This is a genomic window from Weizmannia sp. FSL K6-3076 (assembly GCF_038007245.1).
Taxonomy (GTDB): Bacteria; Bacillota; Bacilli; order Bacillales; family Bacillaceae_C; genus Weizmannia; species Weizmannia faecalis.
Window position 1 is genome coordinate 3,171,544 of sequence record NZ_JBBOWU010000001.1, and the last position, 20,833, is coordinate 3,192,376.

At 38.5% G+C, this 20,833-nt stretch carries 23 protein-coding genes and 2 pseudogenes; 10 read left to right on the forward strand and 15 right to left on the reverse strand.

What is annotated here, in order from left to right; all coding sequences use genetic code 11:
* Positions 1–25: 25 nt before the first annotated feature.
* The 6 genes from NSS95_RS14985 to NSS95_RS15010 form a co-directional block, all read right to left on the reverse strand.
* Positions 26–1,714, reverse strand: coding sequence for a hypothetical protein (locus tag NSS95_RS14985; RefSeq protein WP_340714015.1), 1,689 nt, complete (start codon positions 1,712–1,714; stop codon positions 26–28).
* A 170-nt stretch (positions 1,715–1,884) separates the two neighbouring features.
* Positions 1,885–2,526, reverse strand: coding sequence for a hypothetical protein (locus NSS95_RS14990; RefSeq protein WP_328229341.1), 642 nt, complete (start codon positions 2,524–2,526; stop codon positions 1,885–1,887).
* A gap of 213 nt (positions 2,527–2,739) precedes the next feature.
* Positions 2,740–3,570 (reverse strand): hypothetical protein, encoded by an 831-nt coding sequence (locus NSS95_RS14995; protein WP_328229340.1) that lies wholly within the window; start codon positions 3,568–3,570, stop codon positions 2,740–2,742.
* Positions 3,571–3,582: 12 nt separating this feature from the next.
* A complete protein-coding gene (locus tag NSS95_RS15000; RefSeq protein WP_026684635.1) occupies positions 3,583–4,281 on the reverse strand; it encodes an ABC transporter ATP-binding protein in 699 nt (232 codons plus the stop codon).
* Position 4,282: 1 nt separating this feature from the next.
* Positions 4,283–4,648, reverse strand: coding sequence for a GntR family transcriptional regulator (locus NSS95_RS15005; RefSeq protein ID WP_029142962.1), 366 nt, complete (start codon positions 4,646–4,648; stop codon positions 4,283–4,285).
* Between the two features lie 236 nt (positions 4,649–4,884).
* Positions 4,885–5,445: a PadR family transcriptional regulator gene (locus NSS95_RS15010; protein ID WP_340714016.1), complete on the reverse strand. Its 561-nt coding sequence runs from the start codon at positions 5,443–5,445 to the stop codon at positions 4,885–4,887.
* A gap of 113 nt (positions 5,446–5,558) precedes the next feature.
* On the opposite strand from NSS95_RS15010, the gene NSS95_RS15015 reads away from it, so the two are divergent.
* Positions 5,559–6,062, forward strand: a complete 504-nt coding sequence (locus tag NSS95_RS15015; RefSeq protein ID WP_017550974.1) for a phenolic acid decarboxylase — start codon at positions 5,559–5,561, stop codon at positions 6,060–6,062.
* A gap of 171 nt (positions 6,063–6,233) precedes the next feature.
* On the opposite strand, the gene NSS95_RS15020 is transcribed toward NSS95_RS15015, so the two are convergent.
* Positions 6,234–6,875 (reverse strand): NAD(P)-dependent oxidoreductase, encoded by a 642-nt coding sequence (locus NSS95_RS15020; RefSeq protein WP_014096858.1) that lies wholly within the window; start codon positions 6,873–6,875, stop codon positions 6,234–6,236.
* 147 nt (positions 6,876–7,022) lie between these two features.
* Here NSS95_RS15020 and NSS95_RS15025 point away from each other — a divergent pair, with 147 nt between their 5' ends.
* From NSS95_RS15025 to NSS95_RS15060, 8 genes are all read left to right on the forward strand, one after another.
* Positions 7,023–7,460, forward strand: coding sequence for an Rrf2 family transcriptional regulator (locus NSS95_RS15025; RefSeq protein WP_029142964.1), 438 nt, complete (start codon positions 7,023–7,025; stop codon positions 7,458–7,460).
* 169 nt (positions 7,461–7,629) lie between these two features.
* The gene (locus NSS95_RS15030) at positions 7,630–7,779 is read left to right on the forward strand and encodes an epipeptide YydF family RiPP (RefSeq protein ID WP_029142965.1); all 150 of its coding nucleotides are present in this window, start codon (positions 7,630–7,632) and stop codon (positions 7,777–7,779) included.
* Between the two features lie 925 nt (positions 7,780–8,704).
* Entirely contained in the window at positions 8,705–9,688 is a 984-nt protein-coding gene (locus NSS95_RS15035) for a YydG family radical SAM peptide epimerase (protein WP_029142966.1), read from the forward strand.
* Positions 9,669–10,427, forward strand: coding sequence for a hypothetical protein (locus NSS95_RS15040; RefSeq protein WP_035181029.1), 759 nt, complete (start codon positions 9,669–9,671; stop codon positions 10,425–10,427). The genes NSS95_RS15035 and NSS95_RS15040 overlap by 20 nt, the downstream gene beginning before the upstream one ends.
* A 118-nt stretch (positions 10,428–10,545) precedes the next feature.
* Positions 10,546–11,175: an ATP-binding cassette domain-containing protein gene (locus NSS95_RS15045; protein WP_029142978.1), complete on the forward strand. Its 630-nt coding sequence runs from the start codon at positions 10,546–10,548 to the stop codon at positions 11,173–11,175.
* Positions 11,176–11,196: 21 nt separating this feature from the next.
* A complete protein-coding gene (locus NSS95_RS15050) occupies positions 11,197–11,919 on the forward strand; it encodes a peptide ABC transporter permease (RefSeq protein WP_029142979.1) in 723 nt (240 codons plus the stop codon).
* A 165-nt stretch (positions 11,920–12,084) separates the two neighbouring features.
* A complete protein-coding gene (locus tag NSS95_RS15055; protein WP_029142980.1) occupies positions 12,085–12,279 on the forward strand; it encodes a hypothetical protein in 195 nt (64 codons plus the stop codon).
* A 915-nt stretch (positions 12,280–13,194) separates the two neighbouring features.
* Positions 13,195–13,410 carry an IS66 family transposase gene (locus tag NSS95_RS15060; protein ID WP_029142982.1) on the forward strand — a complete coding sequence of 72 codons (216 nt, stop codon included), beginning with the start codon at positions 13,195–13,197 and terminating at the stop codon, positions 13,408–13,410.
* 619 nt (positions 13,411–14,029) lie between these two features.
* Here the strand turns inward: NSS95_RS15060 and NSS95_RS15065 are convergent.
* The 4 genes and pseudogenes from NSS95_RS15065 to NSS95_RS15080 all read right to left on the reverse strand — a co-directional run bounded on the left by NSS95_RS15065 (position 14,030) and on the right by NSS95_RS15080 (position 17,299).
* On the reverse strand, positions 14,030–14,728 hold the full coding sequence (locus NSS95_RS15065; protein ID WP_029142983.1) for a Crp/Fnr family transcriptional regulator: 699 nt from the start codon (positions 14,726–14,728) through the stop codon (positions 14,030–14,032).
* A gap of 471 nt (positions 14,729–15,199) precedes the next feature.
* Positions 15,200–15,414, reverse strand: a pseudogene (locus tag NSS95_RS15070) (sulfurtransferase TusA family protein); the annotation flags it as partial.
* A gap of 18 nt (positions 15,415–15,432) precedes the next feature.
* Positions 15,433–15,784, reverse strand: a pseudogene (locus NSS95_RS15075) (YeeE/YedE thiosulfate transporter family protein); the annotation flags it as partial.
* Between the two features lie 51 nt (positions 15,785–15,835).
* Complete coding sequence (locus NSS95_RS15080) at positions 15,836–17,299, reverse strand: aminotransferase-like domain-containing protein (protein WP_029142985.1); 1,464 nt, start codon at positions 17,297–17,299, stop codon at positions 15,836–15,838.
* Between the two features lie 165 nt (positions 17,300–17,464).
* On the opposite strand from NSS95_RS15080, the gene NSS95_RS15085 reads away from it, so the two are divergent.
* Positions 17,465–18,088 carry a LysE/ArgO family amino acid transporter gene (locus NSS95_RS15085; protein ID WP_026684643.1) on the forward strand — a complete coding sequence of 208 codons (624 nt, stop codon included), beginning with the start codon at positions 17,465–17,467 and terminating at the stop codon, positions 18,086–18,088.
* A 724-nt stretch (positions 18,089–18,812) separates the two neighbouring features.
* Here the strand turns inward: NSS95_RS15085 and NSS95_RS15090 are convergent.
* The 4 genes from NSS95_RS15090 to NSS95_RS15105 form a co-directional block, all read right to left on the reverse strand.
* Positions 18,813–19,004, reverse strand: coding sequence for a hypothetical protein (locus NSS95_RS15090; protein WP_234969536.1), 192 nt, complete (start codon positions 19,002–19,004; stop codon positions 18,813–18,815).
* A gap of 33 nt (positions 19,005–19,037) precedes the next feature.
* Entirely contained in the window at positions 19,038–19,253 is a 216-nt protein-coding gene (locus NSS95_RS15095) for a hypothetical protein (protein ID WP_237682111.1), read from the reverse strand.
* 33 nt (positions 19,254–19,286) lie between these two features.
* Positions 19,287–20,231, reverse strand: a complete 945-nt coding sequence (locus tag NSS95_RS15100) for an Rpn family recombination-promoting nuclease/putative transposase (protein WP_328229339.1) — start codon at positions 20,229–20,231, stop codon at positions 19,287–19,289.
* Positions 20,232–20,603: 372 nt separating this feature from the next.
* Positions 20,604–20,828 (reverse strand): sulfurtransferase TusA family protein, encoded by a 225-nt coding sequence (locus NSS95_RS15105; protein WP_014096852.1) that lies wholly within the window; start codon positions 20,826–20,828, stop codon positions 20,604–20,606.
* Positions 20,829–20,833: the final 5 nt, after the last annotated feature.

Genomic DNA, 20,833 nt, shown 5'->3' on the forward strand with positions numbered 1-20,833 from the left:
GGGTTTTCTGGCCCCTGTTCTGCTTTTACTTCCCAATCCCCTTTATCTCCATTGCCTTCACTGGTAAAAAGGTTTCGCCGGTACTGAGGTAAGTCACTTTCACCTGATCTCCTTCTTTCAAATAAATGGCCATTGGGACGGTATCCGAGCTGACGGTAAAGTTTTGGCCGCTAGCAAGCAGGAAGGAGACACTGGTATAATCGCCCGTTTTTTCTTTATATACACGGAGCACCTTGCCGGAGACGGTTTTCGTTTCCGAACCCGATGAGCCGTCAACACTGCTGCCGCCGCGCCGGAGGGCAATTTTATACAACTTAAGCGCAGCATCGGGTGTCGAAGCATTCACCGAGATTTCCGGATTGGCCGCGGAAACGATAAAATACGTCTGCAGAAAACCGTTGGAGTCAAGCACAGGCGTCAGCCAGCTGGCTTCTCCGTAAAAATTGTACAAAATCGGCATCGAGCCTTTCCATTTCTTCTCGATAAATTTTTTCTCGACAATTTGCAAATTGCCTTGCGAATCCATATACGATTCCTGCAAATTACCTGTATAATATGTAGCCTTCCCGGTCCGCGCGTTTGTAAGCGAATAGCCAAGCATCGAGTCCACATCTTTTTTCGGGCTGGTAAAATCGGTAAAATAATACATCGTCCCTTTATCATCAAAAATCGGGCTGACATTTGCTTCTGTTCCTTCATCCGTTGGGAGTTTCACATCCCGCTTGCCGAACAGAGTGTTCCAGTAACCGTGGACAAATTTGCCGAAATAACTGTTTTGCAGGCTGACGGCTTCCGGAGAAACAGCACCGTCAATAAAAGCAGGCGCCTGTTTTAAAGAATAGGACTTCATGGCCCCTGATTCCGGATCCACAAGTACAATGCCTTCCGCCTTAAATCCGTTCCTTGCCGATATAAAATGGCCGTAAGTCCGGATATAATACGATTTGCCGTGATCATCCACTTCCACTTGCGGCTCGCCGTAAAAAATCTTTTTCGGATAATGGAGGCGAATGTGGCGGGACAGGTTCTTCTGTAAGAAAGAAGAAGGCGTATAGCGCATATTTTGCTTTACAAATTTTGGATTGTCATCCGCATCTGTTGCGCTCATCACAAAATATCCGGGTGTTTCCCTGCCTTTTAGCCATTTAAAAAATCCGGAAAATTCCACCGGCGCAATATAAACGTATTTGCCGTTCACTTTCTGGATTTGCAGATTTCCCAACTGGTAATAACTTGCATTCGGAACCTGGCCGAATGACTTCTTCATTTTATTGCGCGCAAACTTCGGCGGCACGCTCGCCGGTGTTTCCCGCTCATCAAACGGCTCAATTTCCGTTTTTTGCGCCATTTTCGCTGTGTGATATTTTTCCCCGGCATTCCAAAGCGGCGCTGTCAGCATATACCCGGCGATGCCCAAGGAAACGAGCAAAACGAGCCCCTTTGCGAACTGTTCTTTTCCACTGGCGAGAAAAGCACCGGCAAGAGAAGCAAAAAACAGTGCCGGCCAGAAAACGGATGGATTCAAATCCCTTTTCGTCACGTAGAAAAAAACAGCAGAAAGCACCCACACTAACAGGAATAAAGATAAAAATGTCTTCAGTTTTTCTCCATTTTGCGGCTCGCCGGCGTGTTTCAATTTTTTATCTGAAAAAGGAAATACCAGCACCGCGGCAACCATCGCAAAAATGGCCGTAAAAATGATGAGTAACCCCACATCAACCACCCTTTCTGATCATCTATACGAAAAACTGGAAAAGAAGTTTCATTAAAATAGAAGATGGATGGCATGCGGGGGAGGACTTTTGAAACGGTTTTTGTCAATCTCCAGTTTTAAGCCCCTCTAGCTTCTGGCCGCACAATGGATCATCATGCGGGTCCCGTTACTCAATGCATGCGGCCCGACAGCAGTAAAATGGCCAGCCAAACCGTCCATAAAAAGGCCGGGCCTGCCGTAACCGGAATCACGAAATAGCCAAAATCAAAATGCAGGCACGTGATGATAATGCCAAAAAAGGCGAGCAGGCCGGACCACCGGGCAGAAGCAGAAAACCATTTCGGAAAAGTGCCGCCGGACTGTTTCATCGCCATGCCGTAGCAAAAAATGCCGATCCAGCTGCAGGCAAAACCGAAATAGCCGGACAAAAGCCCGAAGGAAAAAACCGCTTCCCACACTTTGACATCTGTGCCTTTGTTGCCGAGAATCGGGAGAATGGTTAATTCCGAGGCAAGGATCAATATCCAGGCTGCCAGTGCCACAAACATCATCCCTGCGCCAAAATCGGAAGTTTTATTGTTCCTTGCCATGTATGCTTTACTTGCTGCAAGCCCGGCCAGCCATAAGCTGATCGCAATGAGCATGAGGATATGGTCGCCTATCCAAAACTGTGCATGCTTGAACGCGTGATAAGCTTTTTGAAGGTCATATGGATCGACAAGCGGCGGATGCAAAATCGTAGCGGCGAGCATCAAAACCGCGCCAAGCAAAATGAGCCAACCTTCCGGGCGTGCTTTTTTGAATGGATTCATCATAAGCCTCCGCATTCCAGGTTTCTTTCCATTATTTTCCCCTCCGCGGCCGCGCTTCAAACCCACCCCCGGATGTTAAAAACAGGCGTTGAATTTTCATCGCCATAAAAAAGGGGGGCATGCCTGCTCGCGGCACCGCCCCTCCTGACATGTTAGCAGCAGAAGTTGATAAACGCCCGCTGACACAGCTTTATCATCACTTTTCCTGCGCGATTACAAGTCTATTTTCTTCTCAATCAGATACCCTGTCCCTAAGAATAAGGCGATCATCAACGCCAAATGATAAACAAAAGATGCGATATTTGTGGCGGCAGATCCTGCAATTGCATTAAAGTGCAGCCCGGCGCTATGGTAGTGCATCTGAAGCAGATCATGGTAGGAAGCGGGTGTTTCCACATGGAAAGTGCTCAGGTCTAAATAATACGGAATCCATTGGCTGATTTCGGCGTCAATATAGCCGAATACGCCGCTTAAAATGATGAACACGACGAACCATAAACCGCCAATCTTTTTATGGCGGAACGTTACTTTGCTGAGTGCCATTGAAAAATAGATCAGCAATAACACACTGACAACGCTAAAAACCATAGATAATGTCATGTAAATGCACGCTTTTATGGATAGAACTTTTGAGATCGCAGAGAAAAGTTTTGATATGTGATCAATATGGAATGGGCTGAAAATCATCACCATTAAGAAGTTGAATAGCACAACGCCAATGCCTAACACCATAAACCAAAACAAAGCAGCGATGAGTTTAGATCCAAGTATTTGGTTCCCTGTCAGCGGCAATGTAAAGGTAAGGTAGCCGCTGTCATCATACAATTCTTTTCGAAACGAGCCGACGATGTAGAGGAATGCAGTGAGAGCCGCACCAAATAATAGCATAACGCCAATCGGCATAAAGATTTGCACTGAATGGAACAGCGAGCCTTCCTGATTAGAGGAGGCGTACATGCCGGCCAAGAGGATGAATACCAAAGCCAATATGCCCAAAATAAACTTGTACGTTCCTCTTATTTCATACTTTACATATTTCAACATCCGGTTTCCCTCCTATGCCCCGAATACTTCTTTATAGATTCCGTCGATTTGCTTGCCCTTTTCTTCCCGTAATTGCTCTGCATTTCCCGTCAAAACAATTCGGCCATTTTTTAAAAAGACCACTTCATCCAGCATGCTTTCCATATCCCTGACTAAATGCGTCGTAATGATCATCGAACTGTTTTCGCGAAAGTTGCCGATAATCGCATCCAATATTTGGTCTCTTGCAACCGGGTCGACGCCGGCGATTGGCTCATCTAGAATATATAATTTTGCATTTCTTGCCAGGACAAGCGAGAGGTTCAGTTTTTCATGCATGCCTTTTGACAACGTATCAATTTTCATGTCTTTTTCCAATTTCATAAAATCAAGTAATGCTTCGAACTTCTTTTCATCGAAATCCTCATAAAAATCCTGATATAATTTTAAAGCATCCTTGATCCGCATCCATTTATACAGAAAATTACGGTCAGGCAAATAAGAAACAATGGATTTTGTTGCCACGCCCACTTTGTGTCCGTCAATCCGTACTTCTCCGCCTGTTTGCCGTAAAAGGCCGGTTAAAATTTTAATCAGCGTTGTTTTTCCGCTCCCATTCGGGCCTAATATTCCAACGACTTTTCCTTCCTCTATCGTTAAATTCAACTGATCGAGGGCTTTTTTACGAAAATAATGCTTTGTCAGCCCGTTCATTTCTACAATATTCTTCATTTTATTCATTCCCTTCCATAAACCTTTCCGATATCATTTTTTTGATTTCATCGGGCTGGAAACCCAAATTTTCCATTTCTCTGAAAAAACGATCTATGACCGCGGCAGCCATGCTTTGTTTTAACTGGCTGATGATAAGGCTGTCCTCTGTTACAAAAGTTCCCATTCCTCTTTGCGTTTTCACCAGCTCTTCCCGCTCCAGTTCCTGATAAACTCTTTGGATCGTATTCGGATTGACCCTCAATTCCTTTGATAATTCCCTGACCGATGGCAGTTTTTCCCCTCTATCGATTTCACCGGAAACCACCTTTGTCTTAATTAAATTCATGATCTGTATATAAATGGGCAAAGAACTGCTAAATTCCACCTTTTCACCTCCAGTACTGTCAACGGCATATTCTCTTTCCGGAGCTGACCCGGCAAGCCCAAACGAAAAGACCCTGAAATCGGAAAAGATTTTTCACGAAATCAGGGCCTTATTTGAAAACCAAAATGCCTTTTTACGCAAGCCGGGGCAACGATTCAATGATCCTATCCTGAAAATATAGCCAGCTGAATTTGGATACCGCCTTCACTGCGGTTTGTCTTATGGCTAAGGAACGTTCACTTTTTTTGCCTGATAAACCGGATGCTTTTTTTCAGCCAGTCTACATAACTTTCTTCCCGGGAGATCGCTTTTGTCAGGACAAGATAATGCCCTAACTCATCTGCTGCAAGTCCCATTTTCTCTTCTCTTTGCGCAAAAATAAGCTGGTAACGGGATTTCAGCTCCGATAATTTTTGCTCCCGCTGATCCAATTGGTCCTGGAAAAGCGGAAGAATTTTTTCTTCGGGAATGTATTGGATAAAATAAACTTTTAAAGCAAATGTATCTTTCTCCGTCTCGGGAATTTGTTCCGGGTGCATCAGCCACTGTGCCAGTTCCTTTTTTCCTTCTTCTGTCAGCTTGTACATCTTTCTTTCCAGTTTGACGCCCGATATTTCAATATATTGTTCGATCAGTTTTTCATCCAGCAGTTTTTTTAATTCGGTATAAATCTGGCTGTGTTTGGCACTCCAAAATTGGGAAATTTCCTTTGTAAACTCGGCCGTAATATCATAACCGCTCATATCTTGTTTTCTCAACAATCCCAGAATCGCGTGTTTAAGGACTCTTTTTGCCATCGGCTAACCTCCGTCACGATTTATTGACATTATTATAGCATAGGTATAAAATAAAACATGTAAATATTGACATGTTTAATATTGAATGATTTATTAAATACAGGAGGTTTATAATGAAAACATTAGAAGAATTTTTAGGCACCCATATGATCTATACGTATGAAAATGGCTGGGAATATGAATTTTATGTAAAAAATCAAAATACCGTTGATTATCGCATCCACAGCGGAATGGTTGGCGGCCGCTGGGTCCGCGGCCAAAAAGCAGATATCGTGAAGATCACGGATGGCGTTTTTAAAGTTTCCTGGACAGAACCGACAGGCACAGACGTTTCCCTGAACTTCATGCCGGATGACAAACGGATGCACGGAGTGATCTTTTTCCCGAAATGGGTACATGAACACCCGGAAATCACGGTCTGCTATCAAAATGACCATATTGATTTAATGGAAGAATCACGCGAAAAATACGAAACTTACCCGAAATATGTTGTTCCGGAATTTGCGGATATCACCTATATTAAGAATGAAGGCATCAACAACGAAAAAGTGATTTCAGAAGCGCCTTATGCAACGATGGCCGATGACATCCGCTCAGGAAAACTAAAATTTTCATAAGCGAAAAGCCCACAAAAACAAAAAAACGGCGAGACATCGTGTCTCACCGTTTTTTTGCAAATAAAAATAAACGATCACTTTTTCAGTGCCTTCACTTGATTTTCTTCTAACATATTGGCTGTAGAAGGTCAGAATCACGCAAATGTGATAGCCTCTTTATACAACCAGTTGTTATTCTGCTTCGCCGACAACAGAAAATCGTTCATTTTTATGGTGCGGATTTTCAATTTCATCCAGGATTGCAACCGCAAAATCTGCATAGCTGATGTAGCTTTCCCCTTTTGAGTTTAACGTCAGCACATCCCCGCCTTTTTTGTAGGATCCGGTTCGTTTGCCTGCCGGATCAAAGAACGCGGCCGGGCTTACAAAAGTCCATTGGATACCGGTGGAATGCTGCAGGTCTTCTAAATTTTGTGCCTGGCTTTTCGCAGTTGGCAGGAATGCAGCGGGAAAATCGGGTGTGTCCATGACGCGAACGGTTTTTGATTCATCCGCAAACAGGCTGCCGGCACCCCCTACAACGACGAGGCGTGTGCCGGGCGCCCCTTTTAAAGCTTCAATTAAAACCCGGCCGGCTTCCACATGCTGGTGTTCCTTTCCTGGAGCAGCACCAAATGCATTGACGACCACATCATATTTTTGAAGATCTCCGGATTTGATATCGAAAATATTTTTTTCTACCACATCAACCCGTTTGTCTTGAATTTTCGCTGCATTCCGTACAATTGCCGTCACTTCGTGGCCCCTGTCAACCGCTTCTTTGAGAATAAGGCTGCCGGCTTTCCCGCTGGCGCCAATGATTCCAATTTTCATATGGCATTCCTCCTGTAATATGTAATCAACTTTATTACATGTAATTATTATAATTACAAGATGGCAGGCATGTCAATGATATTTATTTCCTTTAGGAGTTATACTATACTTGTAATTATATGAATTACATGAGGATGGTGACTGGAAATGTCGATCAGCAGTCGTTTTGCTGTTGGAATCCATATATTGGCATTGATTGAAATGAATAAAGATGGCGTGAGTTCTTCCGAGTTTTTAGCGGAGAGTGTGAATACAAATCCTGTTGTCATCCGGAAAATCATGGGGATGTTGAAAAAATCCGGCTTAATAGAAGTCCATCCGGGAAAAGCAGGGGCAAAGCTGGCAAAAGCGCTGTCCGATATTACACTCCTTGATGTTTATAAGGCCGTGAATGTCGTCCAGGATAAAGCGTTATTCAGCATTCACCGTAACTCGAACCCGAAATGCCCTGTGGGAAGAAATATTCAGAACACCATTGAACCGATATTTGAAGCATCCCAGATTGCAATGGAGAAAGTTTTGGAGCAAGTGACATTGGAAGACGTGGTAAAAGACATTGCTAAAAAAGAAAACACCATCTGTTAAAGTCCAAACAATTAAGCAGCTATTTCTCTATTGGAGAAAAAAGTTCTCTGTGAAAATTTTTGCTTTAGTATAAGGTTTAGAAAAATATATTATTTCTGTGACTATAGTCACAGAAATAATGAATATAATGAGATAATATTTATAGTATAAGAGAAGGAGGTGATAGATAATGAGTAAGGAAAATACACAAAATAGTAATGTGAAAAATTTGGAATTTAAGAGCTTGGTAGAAGAATCTCAAAAGTTGGCCAAAGTTAACGATCTTTGGTACTTTGTGAAATCAAAGGGGAACCGTTGGATAGTTGGAAGTGGACATTGATAAAAGTCACATATAGTAGACTTTGTCTCTTATACTTAACTAGCAAAAAATTTCTTTCTTAAATCATGAGTTTAGAAAGGGCCAGGGCTTTGCAGAAATCAAAGCCCTGAGCCATACTTGTTTTTAATTTTGATTCCTACACTTCACTGTCTAAATCAAAGAATAAGGAGGAAATCGTCCGATTGGATCCGAGATCGCTTTAAGCTAAATTCTCCAGTGTATCTTATGAATCTTTGTCACAAAAAGAAGAGATGACAATATAAAATTTAGATAAGTTTTTCGCGCCAAAATTAATCATGACCCGGATAGATATTGACTTCTGGCAATACATAGGCAATGGCAAAATTTAGTTCAAATTATATAACAAAAAAGTCATTCTCAAAACATGAAAGCACTAGTAACATAGTAAGACGAATAGTATCTTATTTTGAAGCTTTACTCTGCTATATAAAGCGAACTTAAGTTATTCGCGTCAAAATCAGTTATAGTCAGGACAGATGACATTGCTTCTGGCTACACATCATGAGTAGTAATGTTTAGTTCAAATTATATAGCGGGAATTTTATATACCGACTATCTTTGTTTTGTTAAAGCAAAGACAGTTATTTATATTTTCGATACTAAAAGTATACACACTTGTAACAATCCATATTGAAGAACGATTAAACTCAATTGATGGGATTCGTCATAAAGCTAAAAAACAATTCTGTATAATCATATTTTTATGCAGCTGTTTCCTTCTAAATAGGAATGAGGCTTTTTTACGATATTTGGAGTCTATGGCACGGGGGCTTATCAACAAATTTGATATTTTTACAACGGCTGTTTTTTGTTCGTGCAAAGACTAATTTAGGAAAACAATGATTAGTTTTTCTAAGCTTAACATGGTCAGTAATTTTTGACTATTAAAGGGGATGAATATTTAATGTATAATAAGACAGTAGCAATTAATTTAGATTCAAAATGTAATGCATCTTGTGATCATTGCTGCTTTTCTAGCTCACCAACTTCTGAAGTAAAAATGGAAAAAGACTATATAAGGAATTTAGTAAATGAATTTGCAAGAAGCAAAACAATAGAGGTAATTTCATTCACAGGCGGGGAAATCTTTTTAGATTATAAATTTTTAAAAGAATTAATGGAAATAATAAAGCCTTACAAAAAACAAATAACATTGATTTCTAACGGGTTTTGGGGAGGTAGCCAAAATAAAGTTGAGGAATATTTTAAAGACATGAACTCTTTAAATGTGGTAGCATTAACTATAAGTTATGATGAGTACCATGCTCCTTTTGTAAAATTATCCAGTGTCAAGAGAATATTTGAACACAGTAGGAAATATCCAGATATTGACGTTTCTCTAAATATGGCAGTCACCAAAGATAAGATGTCAAATCGTATTTTGGAGGAATTGGGTGACTCAATCTTAGGAATTAAGATTACAAAATTTCCATTGATCCCGGTTGGTGCTGCTAAAAATAGAATTAGCCAGGAAAATATACATAAATTTTATAATCTTGATGATGAAGATTCTCTGCAATGCCCTGGCTACGAAATTGTTTATCACCATGATGGAGAGATATATCCATGCTGTTCCCCTGCTATTTTCGAAACAAAAATAACTTTAAGAGAGGAATATAGTCAAACTTATGAAAGAACTGTAGAAAAATTGCAGTCTAACCTACTCCTGTTTATTATAAGAAAAGAAGGATTTAAATGGTTTTTAAATATTTTAAAAGAGAATAAAAAAATAGAGGAATTTGGTATTCCCTATGAGTTTTCTTCTATTTGCAGTTTGTGTGTTTCATTATTTAATTCCGAAGACAAAATAAATTATTTTCATAATTTTATGGAAGATTACTACTACGCAAACTATGGAAATAAAGATCATGAAACCGCTAAAATTTGAAGATGAAGACTATGAAATTTTCGTGCAAAAACATGTTTTTATAAAAGACAAAAAAAGTGGGGAATATTATAAAAACAGGCTAGACTCTCTTACTGAGAAGCAATTAACACGCTTGAAGACTTATAAAGAAAAAGTACCAACAAAATTATTTTACGCCTTTTTATGCGTTATAGCTATATTATTTGTATTTAATTATACTCATTTAATGAAATTGCAACATGAATTATCCCCTCTAATTTATGGTTGGAAAATGTGGATAGTTATAGGCGGTTATTTCATAGTAAATATATTTTTTCATGAACTGGGACATATCTTGTCTTTGAAATTCTTTGGGAAAAAGTTTGATAAATTTGGATTTAAACTGAATTTTTACGTTTTCCCTGCATTTTATGTTCAAATGAATGAGACTTACATGCTTTCTAGGAATGAAAAGATTATTGTTCATGCAAGCGGTTTGTTTATCAATTATCTTTTTGTTAATATTGTTGAGACCGTGAATCAACTTACTTTTTCTTTTGAACCTTTAACAAAAGCATATATGTTTTTCTCAAGCACTTTATTGTGGAATTTAGTCCCCGTATTGAATTCTGATGGTTACAAAATTGTTCTAGCCTTTCTTGATTTAGACGAATATAATAGTATTAAAAAAAACCATTGGCTTGTACTTACTATTCAAATTATTGGGGTATGCATTGCAGCAAACACCATTGTACATTGGATATTGTATTTTGCAAACTAGTGATAAAGAGATAAACAAAAAAATTTATTGTGTTTATAAAAGCAATCATTAATAATGAAAAGAAGAAATAATCATCCCATTTTGTTTAAAAAGTTATTTGTTTAAAAGGAGCTCGTGTATGAACATTTCAAACTACACTTTAAGAGTAAAAGGTAAGACGTTACTTAAGAACACGAACCTACATTTCTCAAATGGAAGAATCAGTCACATCTTAGGAAAAAACGGAGTTGGAAAATCTCAACTTGCCAAGGACTTTCTATTAAACAATAGTGGACGGATTGGAAAAGATATTAGTCAGAACATTTCTCTAATATCCAGTTCATCTAATATACCTAATGATGTTTCCAAGGACTTTTTAATAAACTTTTTAAATAATAAATTTGATTCCAAACTGATAAGTAAAATTGCTGTCTTACTGAACCTTGAAAATATTGACGGAAAAGTTCTAATTAAAAATCTTAGCGATGGTCAAAAGCAAAAACTAAAATTACTTAGCTTTTTGTTAGAAGATAAAAAAATTATCGTTTTAGATGAAATAACAAATGCCTTAGACAAAAAAACAGTAATGGAAATACATCGTTTTCTGAATGAATACATTCACGAAAATCCGGAAAAAATTATTATAAATATTACACATAACTTATCAGATTTGAAAGCCATTACAGGAGATTATTACTTATTCAATAATCAATCAATTCAAAAATATGATTCTATAGATAAGTTGATCGAAGTATATATAAATGAGTAAGTATATTGTGGGAGGGCAACGATGAAACTGGAGTTTAAAAAAAGTATTAATAACAAGGTTTTAATTATACTGGGATCTATGTTTCTGTTTGTTTTTTTACTCGGGTATTTTCTACCGATTGGAATAGACAGGGTTAGCAAAGTTACATATCATATATTCTTCTTTAGCTCCTATACAGTTGCTACAGAGTTTGGTTTTATGTTGTTTTCATTCGTTATAGCTTTCTTTATCAACAGGGAGTATACTAATAAAAATATTTTATTTTATAAGTTAATAGGGGAAAATATTTTTACCTTCTTTTATAAAAAAGTGGCGGTTTTGTTCATAGAATGTTTTGTGTTTATATTGCTCGGCTTATTTTTGATATCAATAATATATCACAACTTTTCACATTTTACTTTGTTGCTATTTTTATTTTCAGCTGTTGTTTTTCAATATATCGTCATTATTGGAACGTTTAGTATATTAAGCCCAAATATATTGATTAGTATTGGCATAAGTATTGTTTATTGGATAACGTCCGTTATTTTAGTAGCCATAAGTACGAAAATTTTTGGATTTATCGCTCCCTTTGAAGCAGGTAACACGATGTACGCACGAATAGATAAGGTGCTTCAAAGGGATAGTATGACACTTGATACCAAGGATATCTGGTCTATTGTGATATATTTAGCCTCTATTGTTATTATAAATATTATTATCCTAAGTCTTTCTAAAAAAAGATGGATTAAATTAGGAATCTAATAACCTATAGGAACTCGGCTAATATATTGTTCAACCATCAACGCAAAATTACTTTTTAACTAATAGGATGGAGATTAGCCACAATAAATTGGGATATTGTCTAAATTAATTTGAGGCTGCACCTCCTGGTACTATGAACGTATCAATTAAAGGAGGTGCTTTTCTTTGCCAAAACAAAAACTAACCATTGTCCCCGTAACATTACAAACTGAAAATGAAAATACTCCTGGAATAACCCCGCCCGTGCTGTCCTCGAAGCCTGCTTGCACGATCAAAACGGCAATCGCAGAGATTTCCATCTTCAACGACGTAGATAAGCACACCATTCAAACGGTCATGAAGGATTTGAAAAATCTATGAGATAGGACAACACAAGCATGAAAAACATTCATATAAACTTCTGGAAAACAGATATGCGGAAAGGTATTGATGGACTATATAAAATGAACTTAAGTTTTTTACATCAAGCCCGGGCGCCATTTGCATAAGGGTTACTTTGTACAGCAAGCAACAGAGCCGTGATATTTTATTCATTTTATATAGCAACGCTGATTCAATTAACCAACACCAAAAGGTGTATTCTAAATTTGCATATTTTTATCCCGCTTTGTCATTCGCTATGGTATACTAACGTTAACTTATATGCGAAAATTGGTGACTTTTATGGTTAATGCCTCTCCCAATAACGAGAAAATAATTTGACTTCTCGAGGAACAACTGACTTATTTAAATCAACAAAACAAAGATTTATCAAAAAAGCTTGATCAGTCGAATAAACAGATTGGAGCGTTAACCGAACAAATTCGCCAATTAACAAAACTTTTATATGGATCTAAAACAGAGAAATAAAAATACAATGTGCCCGATGGGCAAGCTTCCTTATTTGAGGATGGCCCTTCTTTTAATGATCCTGAGCATACAGAAGGACAAAGCCAACAGACGATTTTTTAAACTGTTGTACGGAAAGCAAAAATTAAAAAAAGAAACGAATCCTTGTGTGATGACATAGAAGTAGAGGTCATTCATTCTCACCCGGAAAGTAGGATTCGTAACCGTTGTCAGAAAAAATGTTCGAAATCGGCAGCACTCTCGTACGTGAAGAGGTAGAGTTCAATACTGGGATGACTTATTCTAACTCGAAAGGCAATTCAAGCATTTGCCTCCGAGTAAACGAAGAAAAAATCGCCACTCGAGGCCAATTGTCGAAAAGTTTCTGGACGGGTGGAAAAATCGTCATTTTAACGAAAGAGCGCACTTACAAAGGCAGCAGAATACATGCTCAATAGAGTGAATGGACTAAAAGCGTTTTTGAATGATGGACGAATTGAAATAGATAATAATCTAGCTGAAAACGCCATCCGTCCGAATGTCATTGGCCGAAAAAATTGGCTGTTATCCGTATGCGAGGCCGGTGCAAAAGTAAACGTCATCTGTTTAAGTATCGCAGAAACGGCGAAAACAAATGGGATAGTTTCTATTGGTACCTTGTGAAACTACTAACGGAACTACCGAATTTAGAAATTCATAGAAATCCGGAAATTTTAAACCAATATTGTCTTGGTCAAAACGATCCAGGCAGTGGAAAATATCCGTTGATTTGCAAAAAAATCCATGATAAGCGGCTATTTGTGATGCGTACCGAAAAGGTCCGCTTATTTTTATATAAGTAGGGCTTCCTGAAAGAATCATTTATAAAAATTTAATCAGAAAGCTCTACTTCAATATTTGTCAATCGGAGAGATATTTGCAAGGACAGGCTAATTTTCTCTTCTTCCTCCATTAAAATGGCTTCCGAGTCCAGAGTTTTAAACCATTGCTTTTAAAATTTCGTTAAAGCTCTGTCAGAATCATTATCCTACTGTTCTTGACTTGTTGAAATGAAAACCGTGGATATATCCATGAGCTGTGGAGCAACGCCATTTGAAGGCAAGCAGCGGAAGCCACGCACCTTCAAAAATTGAGTCCGTAAGCAATATCCTACTTTCGCAAAACAATCACAGTTAGTGTCTCGAAAAGTCAAAAAAGTAATTGCAAATAGCTTGAGTTAAGGATTCAATACTATGCCGTTTGCTCAATTTAAATAGTGAAAAAGTGAATATTTTACCATTCTCTATGAAAGTTCACAATAATGTAAAGGACAAGATTCGCAGTGTATGTAATTCCTTAAAAAGGTTATATTTTTGACGATAATACAATGATCCACACTATCATATGAAATAATTCCGTCTTTTTTTAACTGGTTCATATTTCTTGAAATAAATTCACGTGTTGTTCCACAAATCTGGCTTAGTTCTTCATGAGAAAGTTTTAATAAAATTTTATATCCATGTTCTTTTGGAACACTACATGTATTTACTAAACGAATTAATGTTGAATACAGTGTTCCCTTTTTCCCAAATAAAGTAAAGTCTCTTATTATAAGATTCTTTTTGTTTACCTGATTGTAAATGTATTCCTCCCATTTTTCTTTTAACATCTTGTTATCGCCTATCGCCTTACTGAAAGTTTCTTTAACTAGTTTTACCAAACGGCAATCTGTTTTTGCTAATGCAAAGTATTGGTAATTGATACTTTCATAGTCGGATATATCTAGCAAAAAGAAATGGCCAGGGTTCATGATTTTTATGATTAGTTCCTTCCCCTGACATGATAACTGTTTAACAAACATATAGCCATCTATCAGAGCATATATAAAAGATTGCTTTTCCGTATCCATATTGATGATCTGTCCTTTTTCATAGAAACAGGAACGCCCTTTTTTTGAAATAAAATTGAATATTTCTTCGTTTATAATTTTGTTTGTATACATAATACAGACCTCCGTTTCATCGTTTATTATACTTTTTATTTATTCCCTATTTAGGGCAACCTGAACGAATCGGATTTTGGCAATTTATCCGATCCTCCCAGCAAGCCGGTTTTAATGTTTACCACCAATAGAAGAGATATTTGCAAAAGGGGGGATTCTGTCCTCTTCTAACCATCGAAATAGCTTTCAATCGCATTTTTTTCTGTATTTTCTTTAAAACTCTTGCGTTAAAGTTCTGCAAAATCTTAAGAATCCTTGCCAATTCTGAGAATCTCGCTTATTCATCAACCTCTATTTATATTGGCTCTAAAAGTCCTTGTCTGGTGGTTTTTACAATGGTCATCAGCCAACCATAAACCTGAGAGGCTCAAACAGCAATATTCCCGAGCAGCCCAAAAATTCCTCTACTAATGATTATAAAAGATAAAGAATGGAGATGAAAGCAATTACAATAAATTGTTTAAAAATTTTATTTTTCCGGACTGTAATCGCTATGCTGCTTCATCAAGTTGTTCAAAGTTTGTGACAGTTTAGCCTGCTTCAGCTCGCGGGATGCTTACCGTTGCTTGCGTGCAGTCAAAGTGGCTGACAAGGTCATCCCCCGACTGCATTTCTTCAATGGCTTTCTTTGCTTCAATTAACGGGAACGGGCAAAGTTGGCCCATGACTCCCAATACTTTTTCCATCTTGCATTCCTCCCTACGCTATGGGGACGGCCTTTTCACCGCGGTTTTTTGGCGCTTTATTTGCGGACGGATAAACATGAAATAGGAAGCCGTCCATGCGCCAAATATCATAAACAGCAGTGCCAACCAGCCCTGCCATGTCATCATTTCCGTTTTGACGAGGCCGTTGCCGATCGAACAGCCACCTGCGACACTGGCGCCGAATTCCATCAAAGATCCCGCCAAGGAAACTGCGGATACCTGTCTTTGCGTCCGGCATTCTAAAACGAAATTCGCGGCTTGCTTTTGCGGCGATAAAAGAATCGAGAAAAATGCCAAGCACGAGAAAACGCCCCAGTTCTTCAAACGTTTGGTCGCCCGTTACAAGGAACGGTTACCACTATCGGCAGCTCGTGAAAGCGAGAACTTTCCGTCTTTCTTACTATTGTTTTGTTTCTTTTGCTATTTGTTTGACTATAATGGCTAGTCGGGCAATGGCGTCTTCAATGTCGGATAAAGGTGCATAAGCATAGGAAATTCGCAAGTACTGTATTGCATCGCGATCATACAGATTTCCCGGATTAAGTAATATCCCTTCTTTTAATGCTTTTTCAAAAAGTTCGCGAATCGATAAAGATGGAGTGAGATGGACCCAGACATAGAATCCCCCCTTTGGAAAATTCCACGTAGCGATATCGGTAAAGTGTTTCTCGAGTGACCGAACCGTTGCGTTACGACGAATTTTTAACTGTTCCCTAATATAACACATATGTTCATCATATAAGCCACTAGAAAACCATTCGGCAGCTGCCCATTGAGATAATGAACTTGAACCATAATCTGTTTGCATTTTTATATCTGCAAGTCGTTCGATTACAGCTTCCGGCCCCACAATCCACCCAATTCTTAACCCTGGACTTATTGTTTTTGACATACTTCCTAGGTACAAAACCATTCCATTCTTATCCTCTTTCTTTAAAGGATTTGGGGGTGGAGAATCGATCCATAAATCACGATAAACATCATCCTCGATAATAGGAAGACTCTCCTGTTCACATATCGCCATCAGTTGCTTTCGTTTTTCTTCCGTCAACAGTACCCCTGCTGGATTATGGAAGGAGGGGATCGTGTATAACAAGGAAGCATTATATTGTTTTTTATACTTTTTGATTAATGACGTTTGAAGACCAGTCTCATCCATTGGCACTCCATATAATCTCATACCAGCAGATTGAAATACTTGAACAGAATACAGGTAAGAGGGTTTTTCAAGTAAAATATTTGACCCCCTATTTAATAGACCAATGGAAATCAGTTGTAATGCTTGAAGCGCTCCTGAGACAATTAATATCGATGCGGGAGAGGCATTAATCCCTATCTTTTTTAAGTGTTCCGTTAGTTGCTGTCTTAAAAACAAGTCGCCTTTTGGCTCTTCGTATCCTAATGAGGCCATTCTATTAGGAAGTCTCTGGAATACATCTTGCATTTTTTTATACGGTAATAGTTCCGGTGAAAGTTCTCCGGTTCCTAAACGAATGATATTTGGCCTGAATTCTGCTTCATTAATATCTTGAATTGCAGGTAAATTGGGTTGATAACTCCCTGCCTTCACATACGAGTTCCAGTCGGGAGGATGGTTGGATACTAACAGATTCCATGTATTATTTATCACTTTTGTCCCACCCCCGGTTTTTCCTTCGATTAAACCAAGGGCAGTTAATTCATCCAATGCTGTTACGACGGTACTACGATTCACCCCAAATGTCTCGGCTAGTACCCTCTGTGAAGGTATTTTTGTACCGACAGTCCATTCTCCGTTTATAATCTTATCTTTTATGTACTTTTCAATCTGCTTATATAAAGCGACTGAAGACGACCTATTCGGTTTCCACTCTAAATGTTGCATGTCTTTTTCTCCCATCCATTTTATATTTTCATTATAAAATTTGGTTGGTTTAATATCCATCAAATTTGGATGGATACATATGGGGGATTCTCCTCTAAAATAGTCATAGGTTAATCAATCATAAGGAGTTACCCTTTGAATTTTCTTTTTGAAAGGAGGGAGAAGATGTTAGAAGCATTTTTACATGGATTTGTTTTAGCCTTTGGTCTCATTTTACCTTTAGGTCCACAAAATGTTTTTGTCTTTAACCAAGGTGCTTTGCAATCAAATCTTATAAAAGCTCTACCAGTAGTAATCACAGCAGCAGTTTGTGACACAATCTTAATTACTTTGGCCATTCTAGGTGTTTCAGTTATTGTTTTATCATTTTCATGGCTTCAAACCATTGTTTATGGGATTGGGTTTTTATTTTTAATTTACATGGGATGGTCGATTTGGAAATCTGCTCCTTCAAAGGACGAACAAGTAGAAAGTAAGATGTCAGCAAAAAAACAAATGACTTTTGCAATTTCTGTTTCCTTATTAAATCCTCATGCCATATTGGACACAATTGGGGTGATCGGTTCTAATTCAATAAGCTATACTGGTTTAGATAAACTTGTTTTTACAATAGCCTGTATAGGTGTGTCCTGGATATGGTTTTTTAGTTTAGCTGTAGCAGGTAGCGTGTTAGGTAGGGTAGACACAACCGGTAAATGGATGATTCGGTTGAACAAATTGTCTGCACTTATAATTTGGCTAGTTGCTATCTTCATTGGGAAAGAGCTAATCATCTCGCTATTTAAATAAAGAATATAAAATGAACTGAAGTTTTTACATTGACAAGTTCATCCATTTGCATGATGATTTTTTGCAGCCGGCAACAAAGTAGCAATGTTTAGTTCATTTTACAAAGGAGCATTAAAATGGAGGTTACCCTCAAACCTTATGTGTCCTATTAAGCATACGGCTTTTGAACAAATATTATTTTGCGGAGGAAGGCAGCAGTATCCGCATATTGGTTTTATGACCAACCAGAACTTGAAAAGTCAGAGGCCGTCTCGTGATCAACATTGGCAAAAAGACGGCCTCTGATTATAACGGTGGAGTAAAAGACGTTGTTAACAATGGATTCTTTGCTCCACTTCCAAAGTCGCTCCCGTTGCAATACGTACATTTGTTGTGTAACCTTTATTAAGAAAATTAATTGTTGTTGCTAATGTTGACGTTGGCGAAATAGGATTTCCATATGAATCATGTTGGACTACGCTAACAGCAGTTGGAGCAACTTCTGAACGAACATTGTCAGTGTTGGTTTCGTTAGTAACTGTTTGGTCTGAAGTCGTGTCATCCTAATGTAAAGGTGTCATCTGTTAAAGCTTGATCAGTTGAAGAACGTTTGATCTTTAGTTGTTGGATCAGTATCGGTATTTCCAATTCCGCTAGCTTTTGCAATTCTTCTTTTCTCCCTTCTTATCTTAGTTCATCCGCATACGTTTCATCGTGCCGCCCTCCCGTTTCAATACCATTCGCCTTATTCTTTTTCCAGCTCCTCCTTTATTTCAAGGATCTTTTTTTCAGAAAAGCCAGTTGCTTTTTTGATAAAATCGAGGGGTATCCCAAGTTTAATAAGGTTTCGGGTAATTTCAATTTTTTCTTCTTGTCTCCCTTCTTCTCTTCCTTCTTTTCTTGCTTCTTGCTTTAGTTCATCCTCATACGTTATCATCGTGCCACCCTCCCATTTCAAAGCCATCAGCCCTTATTCCTTTTCCAACTTCTCCTTTATTTCAAGGACCTTTTTTTCGGAAAGGCCTGTTGCTTTTTTGATAAAATCGAGGGATGACCCTAGTTTAATGAGGTTTCGGGTAATTTCAATTTTTTCTTCTTGTCTTCCTTCTCGTTTACCTTCTTCTCTTCCTTCTTCTCTTCCTTCTTTTCTTGCTTCTTGTTTTAGTTCATCTTCATACGTTATCATCGTGCCGCCCTCCCATTTCAAAGCCATCAGCCCTTATTCCTTTTCCAGCTTCTCCTTTATTTCAAGGACCTTTTTTTCGGAAAGGCCTGTTGCTTTTTTGATAAAATCGAGTGGTATCCCAAGTTTAATAAGGTTTCGGGTAATTTCAATTTTTTCTTCTTGTCTTCCTTCTCGTTTACCTTCTTCTCTTCCTTCTTCTCTTCCTTCTTTTCTTGCTTCTTGTTTTAGTTCATCTTCATACGTTATCATCGTGCCGCCCTCCCAATTTTTGATTTCCTGGTTAAACTCCTGTTGGTATTGACTTTCGAGTTTTATCATGTGGTCCATGAAAATGAAAAGTGTCAGTAAATCCTTTTTATCGAGCTGCAAGCGATCTTTCATAACAGCTAAAACCCGGAGCAGCTGCTTTTTCAATTCTAATTTGGTTGGCTGTGCAGCTGTTTTTCCATACAGGGCTTTTTTTGTCGCAAGGATTACAAAAGCAAATGGATTAGTCGATTGCAACAATTCATTTTCATCTTGTTCCGCTATTTTATACACATTGTATTCATAATTCAATTTTGTCCCGAAAAAGTTGTATTCATAACGGGGTGGGGTATACGTTTCGGAGTAATCTTCGGTGTAAATCACAAGCGCAAATATCTTTTTATCATACGCATCAAAAATCCGGTAGAAGTATTGAAACATTCTTTCTGCAAAACCAGTATCTTTCCACCCCTGCACTTCGATATGGACAAGTATCCACTGTTCGCTACCATTTTTCAAATACACTTTAAAAAGCCCGTCTGCTTCCCGGTCACGGCTTTTGCCGTCCGGATTCAGCTTTTGGAACTCCTTATCCAGGTCGTCAGGTGGCTTGTCCCAATCAATCATCTCATACAAGCCTGGTGAAAAAAACGCAACAAAATCTTCAAACAGCGAATGAATGACCCGCTTCCAATGACGGTCATATTCATTGCGCCCAGTCCGCTTATCCATCCCATTCCCCCTTTTCAAGTATTAAAACTATTCCGTTTTTATTATACAACATTTTTGAAATGAAGGGAACACCAATTCGACAAAAATGATGATTTCAAAATTTTTCGTCTTTTGATCCAAAACGTAGATGGGTGTGAAAACGCGACTATATTTCAGATGTCTCCGCTGATTTCCGTGAAAATAGACGTTACCCATGGAAAACGCCGCAGATTTTATAAACCAGCCTTCTTGAGACCCACTACAAGCCTGTCGAGCATCGGTAGCCAAGCTTTCTCCTTGCTCAAATTTCATCGGCGAGCGCCAAGCAGCCATGCACGGCGCACCGAAAAACAGGCTGCCCCTTGTGAGACAGCCTGCGTTAGAAATCAAGATTTATTTTTTCCGGACTGTGATCGTCCATGCTGCTTCATCAAGTTGTTCAAAGTTTGTGACAGTGTGGCCTGCTTCAGCTGCCCAGCGCGGGATACTTTCCGTTGCTTGCGTGCAGTCAAAATGGATGACAAGGTCATCTCCCGGCTGAATTTCTTCAATGGCTTTTTTTGCTTCGATTAACGGGAATGGGCAAACCTGGCCCATGACTTCCAATACTTTTTCCATCTTCC

What these genes read in the sequence shown, in the direction of transcription:
- NSS95_RS14990 (WP_328229341.1), bottom strand. Translation starts at nt 2,526, where the DNA reads ATGAATCCATTCAAAAAAGCACGCCCGGAAGGTTGGCTCATTTTGCTT.
- NSS95_RS14995 (WP_328229340.1), bottom strand. Translation starts at nt 3,570, where the DNA reads ATGTTGAAATATGTAAAGTATGAAATAAGAGGAACGTACAAGTTTATT.
- NSS95_RS15000 (WP_026684635.1), bottom strand. Translation starts at nt 4,281, where the DNA reads ATGAAGAATATTGTAGAAATGAACGGGCTGACAAAGCATTATTTTCGT.
- NSS95_RS15010 (WP_340714016.1), bottom strand. Translation starts at nt 5,445, where the DNA reads ATGGCAAAAAGAGTCCTTAAACACGCGATTCTGGGATTGTTGAGAAAA.
- NSS95_RS15015 (WP_017550974.1), top strand. Translation starts at nt 5,559, where the DNA reads ATGAAAACATTAGAAGAATTTTTAGGCACCCATATGATCTATACGTAT.
- NSS95_RS15020 (WP_014096858.1), bottom strand. Translation starts at nt 6,875, where the DNA reads ATGAAAATTGGAATCATTGGCGCCAGCGGGAAAGCCGGCAGCCTTATT.
- NSS95_RS15025 (WP_029142964.1), top strand. Translation starts at nt 7,023, where the DNA reads ATGTCGATCAGCAGTCGTTTTGCTGTTGGAATCCATATATTGGCATTG.
- NSS95_RS15030 (WP_029142965.1), top strand. Translation starts at nt 7,630, where the DNA reads ATGAGTAAGGAAAATACACAAAATAGTAATGTGAAAAATTTGGAATTT.
- NSS95_RS15035 (WP_029142966.1), top strand. Translation starts at nt 8,705, where the DNA reads ATGTATAATAAGACAGTAGCAATTAATTTAGATTCAAAATGTAATGCA.
- NSS95_RS15040 (WP_035181029.1), top strand. Translation starts at nt 9,669, where the DNA reads ATGAAACCGCTAAAATTTGAAGATGAAGACTATGAAATTTTCGTGCAA.
- NSS95_RS15045 (WP_029142978.1), top strand. Translation starts at nt 10,546, where the DNA reads ATGAACATTTCAAACTACACTTTAAGAGTAAAAGGTAAGACGTTACTT.
- NSS95_RS15050 (WP_029142979.1), top strand. Translation starts at nt 11,197, where the DNA reads ATGAAACTGGAGTTTAAAAAAAGTATTAATAACAAGGTTTTAATTATA.
- NSS95_RS15060 (WP_029142982.1), top strand. Translation starts at nt 13,195, where the DNA reads ATGCTCAATAGAGTGAATGGACTAAAAGCGTTTTTGAATGATGGACGA.
- NSS95_RS15065 (WP_029142983.1), bottom strand. Translation starts at nt 14,728, where the DNA reads ATGTATACAAACAAAATTATAAACGAAGAAATATTCAATTTTATTTCA.
- NSS95_RS15080 (WP_029142985.1), bottom strand. Translation starts at nt 17,299, where the DNA reads ATGCAACATTTAGAGTGGAAACCGAATAGGTCGTCTTCAGTCGCTTTA.
- NSS95_RS15085 (WP_026684643.1), top strand. Translation starts at nt 17,465, where the DNA reads ATGTTAGAAGCATTTTTACATGGATTTGTTTTAGCCTTTGGTCTCATT.
- NSS95_RS15090 (WP_234969536.1), bottom strand. Translation starts at nt 19,004, where the DNA reads ATGATAACGTATGAGGATGAACTAAAGCAAGAAGCAAGAAAAGAAGGA.
- NSS95_RS15095 (WP_237682111.1), bottom strand. Translation starts at nt 19,253, where the DNA reads ATGATAACGTATGAAGATGAACTAAAACAAGAAGCAAGAAAAGAAGGA.
- NSS95_RS15100 (WP_328229339.1), bottom strand. Translation starts at nt 20,231, where the DNA reads ATGGATAAGCGGACTGGGCGCAATGAATATGACCGTCATTGGAAGCGG.
- NSS95_RS15105 (WP_014096852.1), bottom strand. Translation starts at nt 20,828, where the DNA reads ATGGAAAAAGTATTGGAAGTCATGGGCCAGGTTTGCCCATTCCCGTTA.